Origin of the sequence: Chryseobacterium culicis (genome assembly GCF_002979755.1) — a bacterium.
Taxonomy (GTDB): domain Bacteria; phylum Bacteroidota; class Bacteroidia; order Flavobacteriales; family Weeksellaceae; genus Chryseobacterium; species Chryseobacterium culicis_A.
Genome location: NZ_PCPP01000002.1, coordinates 1 through 20219 on the forward strand (window position 1 = coordinate 1; position 20219 = coordinate 20219).

A 20219-nucleotide genomic window follows, 5' to 3' on the forward strand; every position below is an offset into this window, starting at 1 on the left:
CTACTCTCGTTTTTCAGTGGGGCAAAGATAACAACTTATAACAACGCAAAACAACTTTATTTAACATAAATGTTACCTTCTGTTCATATTTAAGTCCTAAGCCGCTGAAACAAAGTGAGAAAAATTTTAAACATCTGTTTGGAGAGACGGATACATAGGGGAATCATGAGTAATGAGTAATGGGTAATGGGTAATGGAAGGTATGGTGTCTTCTATATTATATATAATAGATAAAGAGTAAGTTTTGGCTAAAGCCATAGGAAAGGAATATTTTTGATAAAACGGGCTAAAGCCCGTTTCTATTGAATATTGTTATAATGGGAATGGGTACTGGTTAGGATGCATTGTGATTTTTTCCCACAGATGGCACAGATTCACACAGAGGATCATGGATATAATTATAATATAGTATACAAAAAAGCGCATGTAATGAAAACAGGATAAAGCATGTTCTTATGGTATATAAATACTGATGATGATAATATAGAATATGGATAGTAATAACACAAAGCCTGAAAATCCGGAAATCAAATATCAAAATACAGAACACAAAACTCGAAACACGTAACTCAAAACCCAAGCCCCGAATTCATAATTCATCATTCATCATTTATATTCATTCCCCTCTTCTCCCCTAGCCCTGATAGGAATGGTTACCCCGCAGCTTGGAGTGGAGAGTCACCGGGGCTGAGCGTGGGAGCGTGCAGGCGCGAGGAGTAGAAATGGATAGCAGGAAATAGCTCCTAAAAAACAAATGCTATACTATATATCTATACTATATATAATGATATATCGATAGCAAACTGATTTCGAAAGAATATTTACTGGAATAATACCGGAAAGAAACTCTATTTATCCTATATATTATATAACAGGAGGATGTTTTCAAAAGTAATAATCAATCAAACAATCTCAGTTGCTGATCCCGGGTTCCGGTAAAGTTGGTGGTGGACAGTTTTGGAAATTCTTTCCCGTCAAAAAACTTCTTTCTGCCAATCTTAAAGGTAGTGTGAATCATTTCAGCAATATTCCCTTCTCCTCTTTGTCTTTCAAAATATCTTTTATCTCCCAGCTTCCCACCTCGCATGGAGCGGATGAGATTGAGGACTTTTTGTGCTCTGTCTGGAAAATGGGCTTCAATCCAGTTAACAAAAACCGGTTCTACGGTATCATTTAATCTAACCAGCGTATATCCGAACCCGGAAGCTCCGGCATCAGAAATTGCTTTTAATATATTCAGCGGCTCATCACTATTGAGTCCGGGAATGATAGGCGCCACCATTACATGTACAGGAATATTGTTTTCGGAAAGAATTTCGACGGCTTTTAATTTATTTTTCGCAGAACTTGTTCTTGGCTCCATTTTACGTCTCAGTTCTTCATTGATTGTGGGAATGCTTAGGGAAACGGAAACAAGATTCTGTTCTGCCATGGGTTTTAAAATATCTAGATCTCTCAGTACCAGTGCATTTTTTGTCAGAATATTGACAGGATGTCTGTAATCAAGACAAACCTGCAGTAATTTTCTGGTAATTTCAAACTGTCTTTCGGCTGGTTGGTAACAGTCGGTATTTCCGGACAGCAAAATAGGGGCAGCTTTATAACCTCTTTTCTGAAAAAACTTTTCCAGTAATTCGGGAGCATTTTTTTTCACCATGATTTTTCTTTCAAAGTCAATTCCGGCACTATATCCCCAATATTCATGGGTAGGTCTTGCAAAGCAGTAAGAGCAGCCATGTTCACATCCCTGATAAGGATTCATAGAATATTCCATCGGAAGGTCTTCGCTTTTAACCTGATTTACAATGGTTTTGGGAAACACTTCCGTGAAAGAGGTTTTTACTGTTTCGAAATCTTCATCTTCCGGCTCATAAGTATACCTGTCGAAACGATTGACCACGTTCCGCTGAGCACCCTGACCTTTTATGAAATTTTCGTTTTGCATTATGATGTAAAATTAGAATGGAATTTTTATAAAATAATGAGTTTTAACATTAAAGTTTTCCACAAAAAAAATCCAACACTTTCAAAAGCGTTGGATTTAAACATAATTAAATATATTTTTTTACTACTTCACTGCGTAAAATTCCACTCCGTGAGTTTCATCATCGTGGTTCTTTTCATCAAAGTGTCTGTGATAATCCGAATAGGAATCACTATATTTTTTATCTTTTTTTGTCAATATTTTTTTTATGCTGATTAAACTTAATACTGCCAAAAGACCAACTCCCCCTGCCAGTAAAACTCCAACTTCTTTTTTCATATTTTCTTTGATTTATTATTGATACCATTGCAAAAAGTATACCCATTTTATTTTTTTAAATTATAAATTTTGTTAACATTAAACTTTATTTTTAAGGAAATTACAATTTGCTATTTTTCTTATATTTAGGGATTGCAATGGTTTAATTATTGTACTTAACAACAAAAATAGTATTATGGGAAATTCAGAGAACTTTGATAGAATGACAACTTTAAGTGAAGTTATGAAAACACTTTCTGAGAGAGGAATTCAGAGAGAATTCAGAATGAATGAAAAGTGCGAAATGAAGTTTGAAAATTCTGAGAAAGTTTATCAGCCTGCTGAGTTGGTGATTTTAAAAACATATCGTTTTGAAGGCGACAGCAATCCTGATGATAATGCAGTACTGTATGTGGTAAAAGATAATGCCGGAAACCGTGGAATGATTATAGATTCTTATGGAGCAGACAGCAATTATCCGGGTGAAGAATTTGATAAGTTTTTAAGAGACATCCCTATTCAGGAAAGTGACGAATTCAATTTTTAACAACTCTATCATATATTAATTTTTTAAACCATTAAGGTTGTTTTTAATTAAAAGATTGTAAAGCTTCACTAACAGTCAACAATTCTATCTTAATGGTTTAATGAATTATTCTTCGGATTTCTCCTTTTTCCTGAATATATTGTTCAGAAAACCTTTCTTTTCCTTTTTTTCTTCTTCAGGTTGGGGTGTTTCTTTTTTATTTTTAATTTCCTGTTTTATTTCTTTTACGGATTGTTTCATTTCTTTTACAGATGAAACGGCATTTTTCACGGTCTTTTCTGTTTTTTCTACATTTTTACCAATCAGTGTTTTCTTGAGCCCTTGCTCAATTCCTCTCCAGAAGAGATTAAAGAAAGACTTTGTAGGATCACGTTCTACATTTTCTACGGTAACAGCGTCTGGAAAGCTTCCTGAATTTGATTTTAGAAAAACGTTGGCAACCGCAGTCAGGAAACCTTTTTTCTCATGATTGTTCTTATTCAGGACTGCAATTTTCAAATCTTTATGTTTCATATTAAAAGTTCCGTGTAGTCCGGCAGGATTTCCTTTAAAATTAAAGAGCATTTCCTGAATGGTTCCCGCAGTAGCTGTCACATGAAGATATGGCCTGATAAATGGATTGATTCCGCTGGCAGGAAGATTGGTCGTTTTTCCTGAGATAGCAAAGGCATCTTTCTGATCTGCCACATCAAAGCTCCAGTTTACGGAAAGCGGTGAAAGATTCATGAAAGAGCAATTGATCTTAATATCCACTTTAGTGGGTTTCCCTTTTATTTTAGCTGAATTCAGGTTTTTGACATTCATATTAAAGTTACTGAATGTCAGTTTTCCCGGCCCCATACTTTCCGGGGTATCTTCTTCATATACCAATACTGAGTTTTTCAGGTCAAGAGTATTAATCGTCATAGGGATTTTGATGGAACGCAGCATTTTTGAATACAATGCTTTTACTTTTGGATCATCTTTCGGGATTTTACTTCTGAAAATATTGGCATTTGCAGACTCAATGCCTACGTGGGAAGCCCTCACCATTTTATGGGAAGAAAAAAGATCCCATTCTCCTTCCGCCAGTATTTGTCCGGCTTTCAGGTCATAAAGGTCTCTTTCAACAGGTATCATTTTGATAAATTGTGCTCTCGAAACAAGAGGTTTCATGGCAAAATTGGTAATCTGTATTTTATTTTTATTCAGCTTAAGAAGCCCAAGGCTCATGTTGTAAAACTGTGTTTTATAAGCCAGGTTTCTGGTGGTAATATAATAGTCTTTCACTTTGAAGGACAGTCCGGTTTGATTAGGCTTAGGTGATAGTTCAATATTATTTACCGTTGCATTAAGATCATGGAAAGTCAAAGGCTGTTTTCCTTTATCATAAGTAATGTTTGAGTTTTTTAAGGATGTTTTTCTTATGATAACAGAATTAATAATACCGGGCCCGGCAGATTTATTATTTGTTTTTTCACCTGCTCTAAAAGTACCATTTACATTTTCTACGAGAAGATCCTTAAGATCAACATTGAGTTTTTTATCAATAAATTCCAGTTTATTGATATTAAAAGCAATATGATTTGTTTTTAAATCTTCCGCGGCTTTTCCTGTTGTAGGATGACCTGATGTCAATACAAGATCCCAGATCTCACCATTGGCAGGCTTCAGCGCAAAGCTTCTTACTGTGATATTATGAGCATTGGAGTATTCAATATTTCTCCCTGCAATAGTAAAATCTTTGTACCCTACAGGAATGACCTGTTCAGAAGTTTCTTTATTAAACATCAGCTGATTGATATTTACTGTCAGACTTCCTACAGACAAAAGATTGTTCCCATCCGGTTTATTAACGTTTACTATGGCATTATTCAGCTTTATATTTTTTAAATCTATCTCAAAATTTGATTTTTTCTCAGCTTTTTTACTTTTTACTCCTGTATTATAGACTTTCAGAACTGGATTCTGGAAGCCTGCATTCGTAAGTGAAATTTTATTTTTGTTTAAAGTGACATCTGTAAAATCCATTTTAGGAACTGCAAATTCAAATAATTGGGCTTTTTTAGGATAAAACTTTTTAAACTGTGCAAAAGAAAGCAGCGGAGTCAGCCTGAAATTCTCAACAGCCATCTGCCCATTACTTGTATTTATAGTACTGATGGTAACAGCATATGTTTCATCTGGACGGAGAAAGAATTTTTCTCCTTTAATGCTGTATTTATCAAAAACGATGGGTAGTTTATTTTCTACAGATTCTTCCGTCATCTGTAAATTTTCTACAAACAGATCCAATTGCTGTACTGATAGAAATTTTTGTTTGGTATGTCGGAAAACAGCAATTTTACCTTCATGGATTCTGATATTTTCAAATAAAACCGGATTTCTTTTCTTTCCGCTTTTGCGATCAATAGGTTTTGCAAGAATGATATTTAAAACAGGTTTTGCCAGCAACAAATCTGAAGAGCTTATTCTTTTATTAAAAACAGCATCATAAATTCCGAAACGGCTTATCTTCAAAGTGTCAATAGTCCCCTGCAAACCGATAACGTCTGTGTTTTGAGGATCTTTACTGTTAACTGAAATTCCCGTCGTTAAAATATTTCCTGTTCCCAGATCAACATCCAGCGTTTTATAGGAAACTTTATAGTTTGTATTCTTTTTTATGTATTCCGGAAGCTGGGTTTTAAGCCATACATTCAGTCCGAAATTCGCAGCAAGAAGAATTCCTACCAGGATTCCGAAACTTATTAATAGTCTTTTAACCCATTTTCCCATATTTTGTGATTTGATTTTATTTTTATATTGATCAGTTCCTGATTTCCAGATCGATCACATATCCTTCATGTCCTCTTACATTGATAAAGTTTCCTCCTTCAAATCCAAGGTACTGTCCTTTAATACCGGTAAGCCTTCCTGTGAATTCCGGTTTTTTATCTAAAGTAAACGAAGAAACTTTTTCCGGCTTTTCAAAAGGGTAATCAAAACTCCACAATTCTTCACCTTCACTATAAAATTTCTGAAAGTCTTCAGGGAAATATTCCTTGATTTTCTGTCTGAAGTCTGCAAGATCCACTTCCCCTTCAAAATCATCCTGAAGCATTTTCCTCCAATTGGTTTTGTCTGCTAAATGCTCTTTTAAAGCGACTTCTATCATTCCCGCTTCATATCGGTTCTCGGTTCTCGCAATAGGTAATGCAAAAGTTGCACCCTGATCAATCCATCTTGTAGGAATCTGTGTATTTCTGGTAACCCCTACTTTTACATCTCCGGTGTATGCCAGATAAACAGTGTGCGGCTGAAGCTGAATTTGTTTTTCAACCTCAAGATCACGTTCTGCAACCCCTAAATGTGCGGTAGAAAGCTCCGGTCGGATAATGGTATCACTGGCATATGGACTCTCAAAAAAACAGCTTTTGCAGAATCCCATTCTGTAAATCGGTTTATTTTCACCACAATTTACACATTGAAATCCTGTATGTTTTATGCTTAACTCCTTCCCAAACAGCTCATTCATATGGATCAGATCTCCTGAAAGATTGAGGTAGTATTGGATTGGCTTAGCATCATAGCTTGTCATTTTTAAAATTTGCCCTTGAAACTGCATATTATATTTATATTACTTTTTTAAGTAAATTTAATGATTATATTTTTCAAAAAGTAAAATTTATATTTTTGTGCTAATAAAAAATACAAATGGTTTATCTTGTAACAGGCGGTAGTGGGTTCATCGGTTCCCATTTAGTTGAACGATTATTAGGAAATGGACATTCTGTCATAAACATTGACAATTTTGATGATTTCTATGACTATCAGGTAAAAATTAAAAATACTTTAGAGTCAATCGGTAAAAATTCGGATTTTGAATTCTCGGATAAAGAGGTTGATATTCCGCGTTTGATTTCCCTCACCCATTCTGATCAATATTCCCTCTATTGGCAGGACATCCGTGATAAAAAAGGTCTTGAAGAAATCTTTAAGACTCATCCTATTGACATGGTGATTCATCTGGCAGCCCTTGCTGGTGTACGTCCTTCCATTGAGCGCCCTTTGGAATATGAAGAAGTAAATGTACGGGGTACAATGAATCTTTGGGAGCTGTGTAAAGAGTTTACGATTACAAAGTTTATTTGTGCCTCCTCTTCAAGCGTGTATGGAAATAATGAAAAAATTCCTTTTTCAGAAACAGATAATGTAGACAATCCTATTTCACCCTATGCCGCAACAAAGAAAAGTGGGGAAATTATAGGTCATGTTTACCATAATCTATACCATATAGATATGATCCAGCTTAGGTTCTTTACAGTATATGGACCGAGACAAAGGCCAGATCTTGCCATACACAAGTTTGTAAAACTTATTTCAGAAAATCAGGAAATCCCTTTTTACGGTGATGGAAATACTGCCAGAGATTACACCTATATCGATGACATCATTGATGGGATTACCAAATCAATCCTCTATTTGGAAAACCATTCCGGAGTGTATAAAATTCTTAATCTTGGTGAAAACCAGGTGGTATCTTTATCTGAAATGGTGACCACTATAGAAAAGGCACTGGGAAAAACTGCCATCAAAAAAATTCTGCCAATGCAGCCGGGAGATGTCACAAAAACGAATGCCGATATTACAAAAGCAAAGGATTTAGTAGGGTACAAACCGGCCACAGACTTCCAAAATGGCATAAAAAAATTTGTGGAATGGTTTTTGAGAAAACGACATTAAGTAAATTACTGACACAGCTGCCTGCCAGTTTGTGACAGCCATTTATAAGAAAAAATTATAAAAAGAATTGAAAATCAAGTATAAAAAAGTTTATTATACAACCTATTTTTATACTTTTGCAAAAAATTAGAAAATTATGTACTGGACATTAGAATTAGCTTCATATTTAAGTGACGCACCTTGGCCAATGACAAAAGCAGAGCTTATCGACTACGCAATCAGAACTGGTGCACCTATGGAAGTAGTAGAAAACCTTCAGGCAATCGAAGACGAAGGAGAAATTTATGAATCTATCGAAGAAGTATGGAGTGACTATCCTACTGACGAGGATTTCCTTTGGAACGAGGACGAATATTAATAAAGCGATGAGCTTTAGGCTGCGTGCTTAGAGCTTTTTTGCCCTTTTTTATATATTAATTTACACGATAAGTGTTATTTAAAACGCTTAAAGCATTTTGCATTAAGCATAAAGCAAAAAATTTATGAGTTTTTTAAACAAAGTTCTTAAAGGGTTTTTGGGAGACAAAAAAGCGCAGGACCTAAAAGAAGTAAAAAAAGTTGTAACAAAAATCAGAGCTGTAGAACCTAACATTCAACAATTGTCAGATGATGGGTTGAGACAAAAAACGGCTGAGTTTAAAGAGAATATAAAATCTGCAACCAGCAAGATTACAGCTCAAATAGAACAGATAAAAGAGCAGATAAAAAATTCAACAAACGTTGACGAAAAAGAAGCTCTTTTCTCAAAAATTGAGTCTTTAAAGAAAGAATCATACGAAATTGAAGAAAAAGTTCTGGTTCAGGTTCTTCCCGAAGCTTTTGCATTGATCAAAGAAACGGCAAGAAGATGGGCTCAGAATGGAGAAATCCGTGTAACGGCTAGTGACTGGGATAGAGAACTGGCTGCTGCAGGAAAAGATTTCGTTAGTATTCAGGGAGACACAGCTGTTTGGAAAAACTCATGGGACGCTGCCGGAACTCCTGTAGTTTGGGATATGGTCCACTATGATGTTCAGTTTATCGGAGGAGTTATTCTTCACAGCGGTAAAATTGCCGAGATGGCAACCGGTGAAGGTAAAACTTTGGTAGGAACATTACCTATTTATTTAAATTCACTTCCTGAAAGAGGGGTACACGTTGTAACCGTGAACGACTACCTGGCAAAAAGAGACTCTGCATGGATGGGTCCTCTTTATCAGTTCCATGGTATGTCTATCGACTGTATCGATAACCACCAACCGAACTCTGACGGAAGAAGAAAAGCATATAACTCAGATATTACCTACGGAACGAATAACGAATTCGGTTTCGATTACCTGAGAGATAACATGGTGACATCACCTTCAGAACTGGTACAAAGAGAACTGAACTTTGCAATCGTGGATGAAGTTGACTCTGTATTGGTAGATGATGCAAGAACACCATTGATCATTTCTGGTCCGGTTCCTCAGGGAGACAGACAAGAATTTGATATTCTTAAGCCTTCTATCGACAGAATTGTTGAAGTACAAAAGAAAACGGTTTCTGCTATTTTCAATGAAGCAAAAAAATTAATCGCTGCTGGAAATACAAAAGAAGGAGGATTCAAATTACTTCAGGCATACAGAGGTCTTCCAAAAAACAGACAATTAATCAAATTCTTATCGGAAAGCGGAAACAGAGCATTGCTTCAGAAAGTTGAAGCGCAATATATGCAGGACAACAACCGTGATATGCCGATCGTAGATAAAGATCTTTACTTCGTTATAGAGGAGAAAAACAATCAGGTAGACCTTACAGACAAAGGTGTTGAATACATGTCTCAAGGAAACTCTGATTCCAATTTCTTCGTACTTCCGGATATCGGAACTGAGATTGCTGAAGTAGAAGCTAAAAACTTATCTAAAGAAGAAGAGTTTGAAGCTAAAGAAAAACTTTTCTCTGATTTTGCTGAAAAATCTGAGCGAGTTCACACGATGAGCCAGCTATTGAAAGCGTACACGTTATTTGAAAAAGATGATGAATATGTAGTGATTGATGGTGAAGTAAAAATCGTTGACGAGCAGACAGGTCGTATCATGGAAGGAAGACGTTATTCAGACGGTCTTCACCAGGCGATTGAAGCGAAAGAGAATGTAAAAATTGAGGCAGCGACTCAAACTTTTGCAACGGTTACCCTTCAGAATTATTTCCGTATGTACAACAAACTTGCGGGGATGACGGGTACTGCTGAAACTGAAGCTGGAGAACTTTGGGAGATCTACAAATTAGACGTTGTAGTAATTCCTACCAACCGTGTTATTTTAAGAGATGACAAACAAGATTTGGTTTTCAAAACCAACAGAGAAAAATATAACGCCGTAATTGAAGAAATTGAAAAACTAACAGCAGCAAGAAGACCTGTCTTGGTAGGTACAACTTCTGTTGAGATTTCTCAATTATTATCAAAGGCACTTCAATTAAGAAAAATTCCACACCAGGTATTGAATGCGAAGCTTCACAAGAAAGAAGCGGAAATTGTAGCAGGTGCAGGACAGCCAGGAGTTGTAACAATCGCAACCAACATGGCAGGTCGTGGTACGGATATTAAGCTTTCTAAAGAAGTAAAAGAAGCCGGAGGTTTAGCCATTATCGGTACTGAAAGACATGATTCAAGACGTGTTGACAGACAGTTAAGAGGTAGAGCGGGACGTCAGGGAGATCCGGGAAGTTCGCAGTTCTATGTATCTCTTGAAGATAACTTAATGCGTTTGTTCGGTTCTGAAAGAATCGCTAAAATGATGGACAGAATGGGTCATAAAGAAGGTGAAGTTATTCAGCACTCTATGATCAGTAAGTCTATTGAAAGAGCTCAGAAGAAAGTAGAAGAAAATAACTTCGGAACAAGAAAGAGACTTCTTGAGTATGATGACGTAATGAATAAACAACGTGACGTAATCTATAAGAGAAGAAAGAACGCTCTATTCGGAGACCACTTGAAATATGACATTACGAATATGATTTTCGATGTTGCTAATTCTATCGTTGCGAAAGGAAAAGCTTCTGGAAGTTATAAGGATTTTGAATATGAAATTATTAAAACATTCACCATGGAATCCCCGGTTTCCCAAAATGATTTTAATAATAAAACCATTCCGGATCTGACCAATATCTTATTCAAGGCCGCTCAGGAAGATTACGCAATGAAGCTGAACTTATTGAAAGAAAAATCATTCCCAATCATTGAGAATGTATACCAAAATCAAGGTTCAATGTTCAAAATGATCCAGGTTCCTTTCACAGACGGACACAAAACAATGACTATTGTAGCTGACCTTAAAGAAGCTTACGATACTCAGTGTGAAAGTTTAGTGAACGATTTCGAAAAGAACATCACATTATCAATTATTGATGAAAACTGGAAGCTTCACCTTCGTGAGATGGACGACTTGAGAAGATCTTCACAAGGAGCTGTTTACGAGCAGAAAGATCCATTGGTAATCTATAAGCAGGAATCTTTCCACTTATTCAGTGAAATGATTGACAAACTAAACAAAGAAATTATTTCTTTCTTATACAAAGGAGAAATTCCAGCGTAAGAAAAATTTAATAAAATCATACAAAAACCGCTCTGGCATTGGCTAGAGCGGTTTTTTATTATTCAGTATATAATAATTTTATGATAAATATCAACTTCATTATTTATTTAGAACAGTTAAAAATAATATATTTGCAGAAAATTTGACTTTCATGAAAAATGTACTGATCTGTGCTTCTGCACTGGGAACAATGCTGGTTTCTGCCCAAAAAAAAGATTCATTAACCACTAAAAGCATTGACGAAGTAGTTATCAATACATATGTTAAGAAAGACAGTGATTATTCTAACAAAATGCCTCTTAAAGCCATAGAGGATCCACAAGTATACTCATCCATTGGCAAAGGAATTTTAGAAAACCAATTAATTTTTACAGTAGATGATGCCTTCAGAAATGTGGCTGGTGCACAAAAAATGTGGAGTGCTACCAACAGAGCAGGAGATGGAGGAATTTATCTAAACTTAAGAGGTTTTGTAGCCGGAAACTCTATCAGAAATGGAATGGTAGCTCCTATTACAACTTCAATGGATGCAATTAATATTGAAAGAATTGAAGTTTTAAAAGGGCCTTCAGCAACATTATTCGGAAGTAATGTAACTTCTTACGGAGGAGTTGTCAACAGAATTACCAAAAGACCTTATGAAACATTTGGTGGAGCTGTTTCTTTAGCAGGAGGTAGTTATAATTACTATAGAGTACAGGCTGACGTAAATGCACCGCTTACTGCTGATAAAAAATTACTATTCAGATTAAACACTGCTTACACCAACCAGGGAACTTTCCAAAGAACGAATGCTAAAAATTCTTTTTATGCATTTACTCCCTCTCTTACATATCGCCCAACAGACAAACTAGAGATCAATGCAGAATTGGAAATGCTTGAGACCAATGCGTATCCTGAAACGTCGTTTTTCTTTTATTTCCCCGGATCACAGCTTGGAGCCGACAATATGGACCAAATGGAGAAACTGGGATACGACTACAAACAAACCTATACAGGGAATGATCTTAAAACAACAGCTAAAGCCAGAAACTTTTTTGGGCAGGTAAATTATAAAATCAATGATTTTATCAAATCATCGACCAACGTAAGTACTTCCTACTCATATTCTGATGGCTTCAATCCATATTTTTATTTTGCACCCAATCCAGCCAACAGCTCAGAAATTGGAGTAGCAAGAGCAGACCAGTCAACCAAAGACGGCAAAAGAACGTATTTCCAACTTCAGCAAAACTTCAATTCAGATTTTAAAATCGGAAGTGTAAGGAACAGAACTGTAGCGGGTTTTGATTATATGAGAATGAATGATAACCAGTTCTTTATGTTTACTGAGTTTGATTGGGTACCATTCAACGCTGCAGATTATTCAAATATGAATGGCCAGACACTGGCAACAAAGTACCAGACTCTACAAAGCAGCCCCAACTTTGATCGTGATAACACCTATATCAGTACAGGTAAAAAAGATGTTTACAGTGGTTATATCTCCAACGTAATTACACCTGTTGCAGGACTTAATATCCTTACCTCTTTACGATATGAAAGCGTAGATTTTAAAGGAGGTCAAACGGGACAAATTGCAACAGCAGCATATACCCAGGGAGCATGGTCTCCAAAATTGGGAATTGTTTATCAGATTATTCAGGACAAAGTATCTGTTTTCGGGAATTATCAAAACAGCTTTACAAGCAATGGATACTATATTTCAGATGCAGACTCTAATGTAACCTTATCAGATCCTGAAAGAGCAAACCAATTTGAAGGTGGGTTTAAAGCCAGCCTTATCAAAGGAAGAATCAGCACAACTTTGAGTTATTACAATATCAAAGTAAAAAATACACTTCTTAATGTGGGATATACATCATTAGGAAGAGCCATTCAAAGACAGGCAGGTTCATTAACAAGCCAGGGTGTTGAATTAGAAGCAAATGCATATCTGATCAAAGGTTTCTCCGTAATCGCCGGAGTAAGCTACAACGATATGAAATATACGGAAGCTGATGAAACCGTAATGGGAAGAAGACCTTCCACTGCATCATCTCCGTGGTTAGTTAACTTCAATGCTAGTTACCAGTTCCTTGACGGAAACTTAAAAGGTCTTGGATTCGGGGTTGGAGGAAACTATGCCAGCGATAACAAGATTGTCAACTCAACGACGATGGGAACCTTCATCCTTCCAAAATACTTAGTCATGAATGCCAACGTATTTTATGATGCCAGAAAATTCAGAGTCGGTGTAAAAGTAGACAATTTCACGAACGAAAAATACTGGAACGGATATACAACGGCTAATGCACAGCCACTTGCTAATGTATTAGGAAGCTTTACTTATAAATTTTAAACTGTTAGAATAAATTATTCCCCTTATAAACAATGAAAAGAATAACAATAGGAGCTGCATTATTAACAACCATGTTAAGTTTTGCACAGGAAAAAAAAGACACCATCAAATCCAACGATATTGAAGAAGTAGTTGTTAACGGAAGATATTATCAGAAATACAAACTGAATGAAGTTTCAGGTTCATTGAGAATCCAGACTCCGATTCTTGAACTTCCTCAAAATGTACAGTCTGTAAGTTCTCAGGTTCTTGCTGATCAGATTACATTGAACATGTCGGAAGGAATTGTCCGTAACGTAAGTGGAGCAAGAAAGGTAGAACACTGGGATAATGTATACTCCAATGTTTTCATGAGAGGAGCCAGTATTGCTACTTTTATGAATGGGATGAATGTATCTTCAACCTGGGGACCAATCAATCCTGATGCCTCTATCATTGACAGAATAGAGTTTGTAAAAGGACCAGCCGGATTTATGGGTTCTATGGGAGATCCAGCCGGATTTTATAATGTGGTAACTAAAAAACCTACCGGAAAGTTTGCCAACAGTGTACGTTTCACAACGGGAAGTTATAATCTTTTCAGAGGAGAAGCTGATCTGGACGGAGTACTTGTAAAAGACGGTGTTTTAGACTACCGTATTAATTTAATGGGTAGCTCTAATAATTCATGGGTTGAAAATGATAAAACAAGCAAAATTATTGTTGCTCCTTCCATTACTTTCAGACCTACAAAGACCACGACATTTACCGCTCAATATAACTATCAGTATTTAAAATTCAATCAGCCGGGAGCTTATCTGATGTCTAATGACGGATATGCTTCATTGAATGTACATACCAACTTTAATGATCCTAATTTCAAAAAAACAGAGGTAAAAGATCAGAGTTTATTCTTAAGTTTAGATCAGAAGCTTTTCAAAGACTGGGTTTGGAGCACGCAGTATGCTTATATGGATCTGAACTATGACGGAGGCTCATGGTGGGGAACTTTTGATTCAGCCAATAAAAATATTTTAAACAGAACATTAAGCAACTGGCAGGCCAAAGGAAAAAATCATATTTTCCAGACCTATGTGAGAGGAACCCTTAATACAGGGAATATTGTTCATAAAATAATTGCAGGATTTGATTACGGAGATAGAAAATACAATGCAGATTTCTCATCTTTTGCAGGAGGACCATTCCCAATTGATATTTACAATGTAAACTATGGGGTAGATCCTTCAAAACTTCCTTCTTCTGACTTTTATACATTAAATCCATCTGCACCTTTTTATGATGATGAAGGGGTAAAATATACTTCGTACTATGCTCAGGATCAGATTGAAATGTTTAACAATAAGTTAAGAATAACATTAGCAGGAAGATATACAAGCGGTACTTCTTACGCAGGATATCCGTATTACTCACCTGGAAATGTTGTTCAAAGAAATAAAGCAGGAGAATTCACACCGAGAGTAGGAATTAGTTATTCAATCATGGACGATTTCTCTGTTTATGGAATTTATGACAAAACTTTCGCACCACAATCCGGAACTGGAATTAATAATACACAGATTACAGATCCTTTCAAAGGACAGAATATCGAATTCGGTTTAAAGAAAGACTGGTTCGGAGGAAAATGGAACTCTACTTTCTCAGTATATGAAATCAGAAGGCAAAATATTCTTGTAGCAGGACTTAAAGAACAAAATGGAGGGGTTCCTTTTCAGGTTGCTTCAGGTGAGCAAAGAGCAAGAGGTTTTGAAACCGATATCAAAGGAGAAATCATCAAAGGGTTGAACATTATTATCAACTATGCTTATACAGATGCAAAGACCATCAAAGACACAGATCCTACAAGAATTGGAATTCAGTCTCCGGGGAATGCAAAAAATGTACAAAATACTTGGGTAAACTACAGATTTGAAAATGGTCTTATGAAAGGGTTCGGAATTTCAGCAGGGTACCAGTATCAGGGAGGAAGACAATCCTGGTTTGGAGTAAATGCAGCGAAAGATCAAAGTCTTCCGGATTATTTTGATACCAACTTCGGGGTTTCCTATGTTGCTAAAAAATTCGATGTCAATCTAATGTTGAATAATGTCCTTAACAAAAAGCTTTACAGCGGTTACAGAGGAGATGCCGGCGAATATGCCTGGATCTACAATGCTCCGCGTAACTGGAGATTATCAATAGGATATAAATTTTAAAAAAAATCAAAGGTTAGCCCCTCATGGGGTTAACTTTTTGCTATGAAAAAAAAGCATCACCATACAAAGAAAGCTTCTTCAAAAAAGTGGTCCGCAAAACTCCATCTGTGGTTTGGCCTGTCTGTTGGCATCATTGTATTTATAGTCTCTCTTTCAGGGACTTTATATGTTTTTAAGGACGAAATACAAAATAGCCTACGTAAAGAAGCTATTTACCTGAAGAAAGAGGATATTGGGAAAAAACCATTGTCTATCAATCTGCTTCGTGAAAAAGTATCCTTAGAACTTAATGAAAAATATCCTGTAAGCGCTGTAGAAATTCCTTTGGACAAAGCCAAGTCCTATCAGTTTGAATACTATGACAAAAGCAAAAAGGGATGGAACTATTTTCAGCAGGTGCGCATCAACAAACTGGTTTATGTAAATCAGTATACCGGAGAAATCCTTGCAGTATATAATGAGAAATATGATGTATTCAGTATTCTGAAATATCTCCACTGGGGACTTCTGCTCAACTCAGAATGGGGACCATATACGGTAGGAATTCCAACCGTCCTTTTTATCATTATGCTGATTACAGGAATCATTTTATGGTGGCCTAAAAATAAAAACGCCAGAAAAGGACGTTTCTGGTTCAATTGGGAAAATGTAAAAAACTGGAAACGTAAAAACTACGATCTTCATAATATTCTGGGATTCTATGCATCGTTTATTGCTCTTCTTCTAAGTGTAACGGGGCTTTATTTTGCCTATCCCTATGTAAAAAATACGTTTACTTTCGCCTTATCCGGCTCATGGGAACTTCCAAAAGAAAAGGAAAGAAAATCTCCAGACTCATTGATGGCAAAGAATGAAGCTGTTTTTGATCTCGCTGCAGCACAGACTGAAAAACTGTATGCAAAATCATCCAGCTTCAGAATTACTTTAAATGGAAAGAATAAAAAAGGAAAAGAACTGAAAAACCTTCCGGTAACAGTTTACGGACTGGATGGAAGATACAGTGAAAGAAACATCCTGAACTTCGACAAATACTCAGGAAAACTACTGACCAACAAACCTCATCACAAACTCAATACCGCCGAGAAATATTCCAACGCCAATTATGATATCCATACCGGATCCTACTTCGGAATCATTGGAAAGATCATTTGGTTTATCGCCGGCCTTACGTGTACATCACTCCCTGTAACCGGATTTCTGGTTTGGTGGGGAAAAAGAAAGAAAAAAGGAAAGAAAATATAATGAAAAAAGCGCTTTTATCAGCTGCCTGCTTAGGAACTACTACCGTTTTTGCCCAGGTAAAAGATACTTTACAAACCAAAAATGTGGATGAGGTTGTTATGACTGCCTCCCGAAAAAAGGAAAACATAAAAGAGGTTCCAAGCTCTATTACCGTAGTGGGAGAAAAGCAGATTCAGTCTCAGCTGACTGTTAACTCAGATATTACAAGCATCCTGCAGTATACGGTTCCCAGTTTAGGAACGAATTCCGGACAGACTTCCAACACGGGACAGACCTTAAGAGGACGTCAGGTTTTGGTTTTGATTGATGGAATTCCACAGTCTACTCCACTTCGTAACGGAGCCAGAGACTTAAGGACTATTGATCCTTCGGCCATCGAAAGAATTGAAGTCATCAAAGGAGCATCTTCCATCTATGGAAACGGAGCAGATGGTGGGATTATCAATTATATTACAAAAAGAAACAAAACAGATAAAAAGATCTCAGGAATTTCACAGATTGGCTTTACCGGGCAGCCTTACGGTGGTACGTTAGGAGTAAGAGCCAGCCAGCTTTTAACTGGGAAAATCAAGAAATTTGATTATACCCTTTCATTAGCCTACGAAAGAACAGGATATACAAAAGACGGAGACGGCGTTTTGATAAGCCCTACTTATAGTATTGCCAAGATGGACAATTACAATGGCTTATTGAAAATAGGGTATGATATCAATGAGAATCAAAGAATTGAAGCTTCTTACATTGGTTATTCTTCAAGATCAGACCTGAACGTAGGACTTAAAACAGGAAAATACGGCATCACCCCTACCATTGGTGAAGGAATTGGAAAAGGACTGGAAACAACGCCTCAGGGAACTCCGAAAAACCATAACATCAGAGTGAGCTATGACAATAAAAACCTGTTTGCAGGAACCTCGTTAAATATCAATCTTTATTATCAGGATTTCAAAACTGTTTACGGATACAGCGATACCTTTTTCAATGGCGGACAGTCTAATGTGATTTCAAAAAAAGCAGGAGCCAGATTCAATTTGGATACCCAACTTTGGAACTCAGCAAACTCTCAGGGAGAAATTATCTACGGAGCTGATATTCTGAATGATGAAACGGTACAAAAACTGGAAGACGGACGTTTCTGGACTCCCAATATGAATATGACCAATATTGCTCCTTTCGTATTGGCAAAAATTGATCTCTTCAAAAAATTAACCATCAAAGGAGGACTTCGTTATGAAAACATCAAAGTAAATGTAGATGATTTCAATACCCTTTCTACCCTTAAAAGTGACGGAACTTTCACCAAAAGTATTCCTGTAGCCGGTGGAAAACTGAGCTATAATGCTTTGGTAGGAAATATTGGTGTCCGTTATAATATTGAGCCTTATATCAACCTTTTCGGAAGCTTCTCTCAGGCTTACTCTATCAATGAATTAGGAAGAATTCTGAGAACCTCAACTTCCGAAACGATTAAAAATCTGGAAACAAAACCAATTATTGTAAACAATTACGAATTGGGTGCTACAGGACAGCTTTCCAGCTGGCTTAACTATGAATTAACTTCTTACGTGAGTACCTCTAAACTGGGAGCATCATTCGTACAAAGTCCGGACAGAGCATTGATGATTCAGAGATCTCCTGAAATTGTATACGGTGTTGAAGGATTTTTACACTTCACCCCTACAAAATGGATTCAGTTTGGGGGAAGCTATAGCTGGATGGAAGGGATCACTTCCATAAAAGATGACGGTGATTACTCTGCAAAGATCAACAACAGCAGAATTTCTGCCCCTAAAGTATTAGCCTATGTTCAGGCGAGACCTATCCCTACTCTATCGATTGGTCTTGATATGCTTCACTCTTTCCAGCAAAACAGATTCGAGCCTAATGCGAAAACAGGATTGTTTGCATATGGTGAAGGATATGTTCCTGAATATACTGTTTTCAACTTCAAATCAAGTTATGAAGTTAGCAACAACTGGAGACTGTCATTAGGTATTGAAAACCTATTCAACAAAGTGTACCAGCCTGCCATTTCATGGTGGACCGCAAGAGACAGTGACTTCACAAATGCTCTTGGATTGAGAGGAACATTCATGATTGAGTACAAATTTTAATTAAACTAAATAAAAAGTAAAGCATATCTTTGCTTTACTTTTTACTGCTATATGAAGAAAAACCATCATCATAAAAAGAAACCGGGCTTTATCAAAAAATGGTCTGCCAAGCTGCATCTTTGGTTCGGATTGGGAATAGGATTTCTGATCTTTATTATCTCTATTACCGGAGCATTGTACGTTTTTAAGGATGAAGTGGAAAACATCACCCGAAAAGATGTCATCTACCATCAGGAACAAAATATTGAGCACAAACAGGTACTTCCAATCAGAGTGATGGAAAAAGCTGTCGCAGAACAGGTGAAGGAAAAATATCCGATTCACTGGGTAAATGTTCCTATTGACAAAAAGATGTCCTATATGTTCTTCTGGTATGAACATAATACTGATGCCTGGAATTATTTTGATGAGTTCCCTATCTATAAACAAGCTTATGTAAACCCCTACACAGGGAAAGTACTGAGAATTTATGATGAGAAAAACGGATTCTTCAATATCGTAAAAATGATCCACTGGAGCTACCTTTTGAAACAGGACTGGGGAACCTACGTAGTAGGAATTCCTGTTATCATTTTTATCATTATGCTGATCTCCGGGATTATCCTATGGTGGCCAAAGAACAAAGCAGCAAGAAAACAACGTTTTGCCTTCAAATGGAAAAATATCAAAAGCTGGAAACGAAAGAATTATGACCTTCATAATGTCTTAGGTTTTTATGCTTCCATATTCGCTTTAATCTTCTCTATTACCGGGTTATTTTATGCATTCTTTGTAGTGCAGGCTATGATCTATGTGATATTTTCCGGTGGGGAAACAAAGTATCCGGATTTTTCCCACATTAAAACAAAAGCTCCCATCGAGCTAAGAACAGAAGGAACACTGGATAAAATCATTAATACCGTAACGGAAAAATACCCTGACTCCTATGGTTTTGCCATAGATTTAGGCCATCCACACATGGATGATCACGAACATCCTAACTTTGAAGTGTACGTGAAACATCTTTCTTATTCTTATCATAAAAGCAGCAGCTTGATCTTTGATGAAAACTCAGGAGAGCTTCTTCATACTCATGATCCAAAAGACAAAAATTTTGGGGAAAAAGTAGTAAGTGCCAATTATGATATCCACGTAGGAGCTATTTTAGGACTTCCTACCAAGATTATTGCTTTTATTGTAAGTATTATCTGTGCCTCTCTTCCGGTTACCGGATTTATGATCTGGTGGGGAAGAAAAAAGAAAAAACCAATAAAAACAGCTTAAAGTATTAAATAAAACCC

General features: G+C 36.6%; 13 protein-coding genes. 9 read left to right on the forward strand and 4 right to left on the reverse strand.

The window, feature by feature from the left end; translation table 11 throughout:
• Window positions 1–898 precede the first annotated feature (898 nt).
• Entirely contained in the window at window positions 899–1945 is a 1047-nt protein-coding gene (locus CQ022_RS13020) for a PA0069 family radical SAM protein (RefSeq protein ID WP_105682807.1), read from the reverse strand.
• Between the two features lie 123 nt (window positions 1946–2068).
• Window positions 2069–2263, reverse strand: a complete 195-nt coding sequence (locus CQ022_RS13025; protein ID WP_034693837.1) for a hypothetical protein — start codon at window positions 2261–2263, stop codon at window positions 2069–2071.
• A gap of 175 nt (window positions 2264–2438) precedes the next feature.
• Between CQ022_RS13025 and CQ022_RS13030 the strand changes: the two genes are divergently transcribed.
• Window positions 2439–2789 carry a hypothetical protein gene (locus tag CQ022_RS13030; RefSeq protein WP_105682808.1) on the forward strand — a complete coding sequence of 117 codons (351 nt, stop codon included), beginning with the start codon at window positions 2439–2441 and terminating at the stop codon, window positions 2787–2789.
• A 105-nt stretch (window positions 2790–2894) separates the two neighbouring features.
• On the opposite strand, the gene CQ022_RS13035 is transcribed toward CQ022_RS13030, so the two are convergent.
• Both CQ022_RS13035 and CQ022_RS13040 read right to left on the reverse strand, forming a co-directional pair.
• Entirely contained in the window at window positions 2895–5546 is a 2652-nt protein-coding gene (locus tag CQ022_RS13035; RefSeq protein WP_105682809.1) for a hypothetical protein, read from the reverse strand.
• Between the two features lie 31 nt (window positions 5547–5577).
• Window positions 5578–6375 carry a DUF2797 domain-containing protein gene (locus tag CQ022_RS13040; RefSeq protein ID WP_105682810.1) on the reverse strand — a complete coding sequence of 266 codons (798 nt, stop codon included), beginning with the start codon at window positions 6373–6375 and terminating at the stop codon, window positions 5578–5580.
• 89 nt (window positions 6376–6464) lie between these two features.
• Here CQ022_RS13040 and CQ022_RS13045 point away from each other — a divergent pair, with 89 nt between their 5' ends.
• The 8 genes from CQ022_RS13045 (at window position 6465) to CQ022_RS13080 (ending at window position 20202) form a co-directional block, all read left to right on the forward strand.
• Complete coding sequence (locus CQ022_RS13045) at window positions 6465–7493, forward strand: GDP-mannose 4,6-dehydratase (RefSeq protein ID WP_105682811.1); 1029 nt, start codon at window positions 6465–6467, stop codon at window positions 7491–7493.
• Window positions 7494–7629: 136 nt separating this feature from the next.
• Window positions 7630–7851 (forward strand): DUF2795 domain-containing protein, encoded by a 222-nt coding sequence (locus CQ022_RS13050; RefSeq protein WP_002662059.1) that lies wholly within the window; start codon window positions 7630–7632, stop codon window positions 7849–7851.
• 124 nt (window positions 7852–7975) lie between these two features.
• The gene (gene secA / locus CQ022_RS13055; RefSeq protein ID WP_105682812.1) at window positions 7976–11050 is read left to right on the forward strand and encodes a preprotein translocase subunit SecA; all 3075 of its coding nucleotides are present in this window, start codon (window positions 7976–7978) and stop codon (window positions 11048–11050) included.
• A 151-nt stretch (window positions 11051–11201) separates the two neighbouring features.
• Complete coding sequence (locus tag CQ022_RS13060; RefSeq protein ID WP_105682813.1) at window positions 11202–13391, forward strand: TonB-dependent siderophore receptor; 2190 nt, start codon at window positions 11202–11204, stop codon at window positions 13389–13391.
• Between the two features lie 32 nt (window positions 13392–13423).
• Entirely contained in the window at window positions 13424–15583 is a 2160-nt protein-coding gene (locus CQ022_RS13065; protein WP_105682814.1) for a TonB-dependent siderophore receptor, read from the forward strand.
• 42 nt (window positions 15584–15625) lie between these two features.
• A complete protein-coding gene (locus tag CQ022_RS13070; protein ID WP_105682815.1) occupies window positions 15626–16825 on the forward strand; it encodes a PepSY-associated TM helix domain-containing protein in 1200 nt (399 codons plus the stop codon).
• Complete coding sequence (locus tag CQ022_RS13075; RefSeq protein WP_105682816.1) at window positions 16825–18939, forward strand: TonB-dependent receptor; 2115 nt, start codon at window positions 16825–16827, stop codon at window positions 18937–18939. Before CQ022_RS13070 ends, CQ022_RS13075 begins: the two co-directional genes overlap by 1 nt.
• Window positions 18940–18990: 51 nt before the next feature.
• Window positions 18991–20202: a PepSY-associated TM helix domain-containing protein gene (locus CQ022_RS13080; protein ID WP_105682817.1), complete on the forward strand. Its 1212-nt coding sequence runs from the start codon at window positions 18991–18993 to the stop codon at window positions 20200–20202.
• Window positions 20203–20219 lie beyond the last annotated feature (17 nt).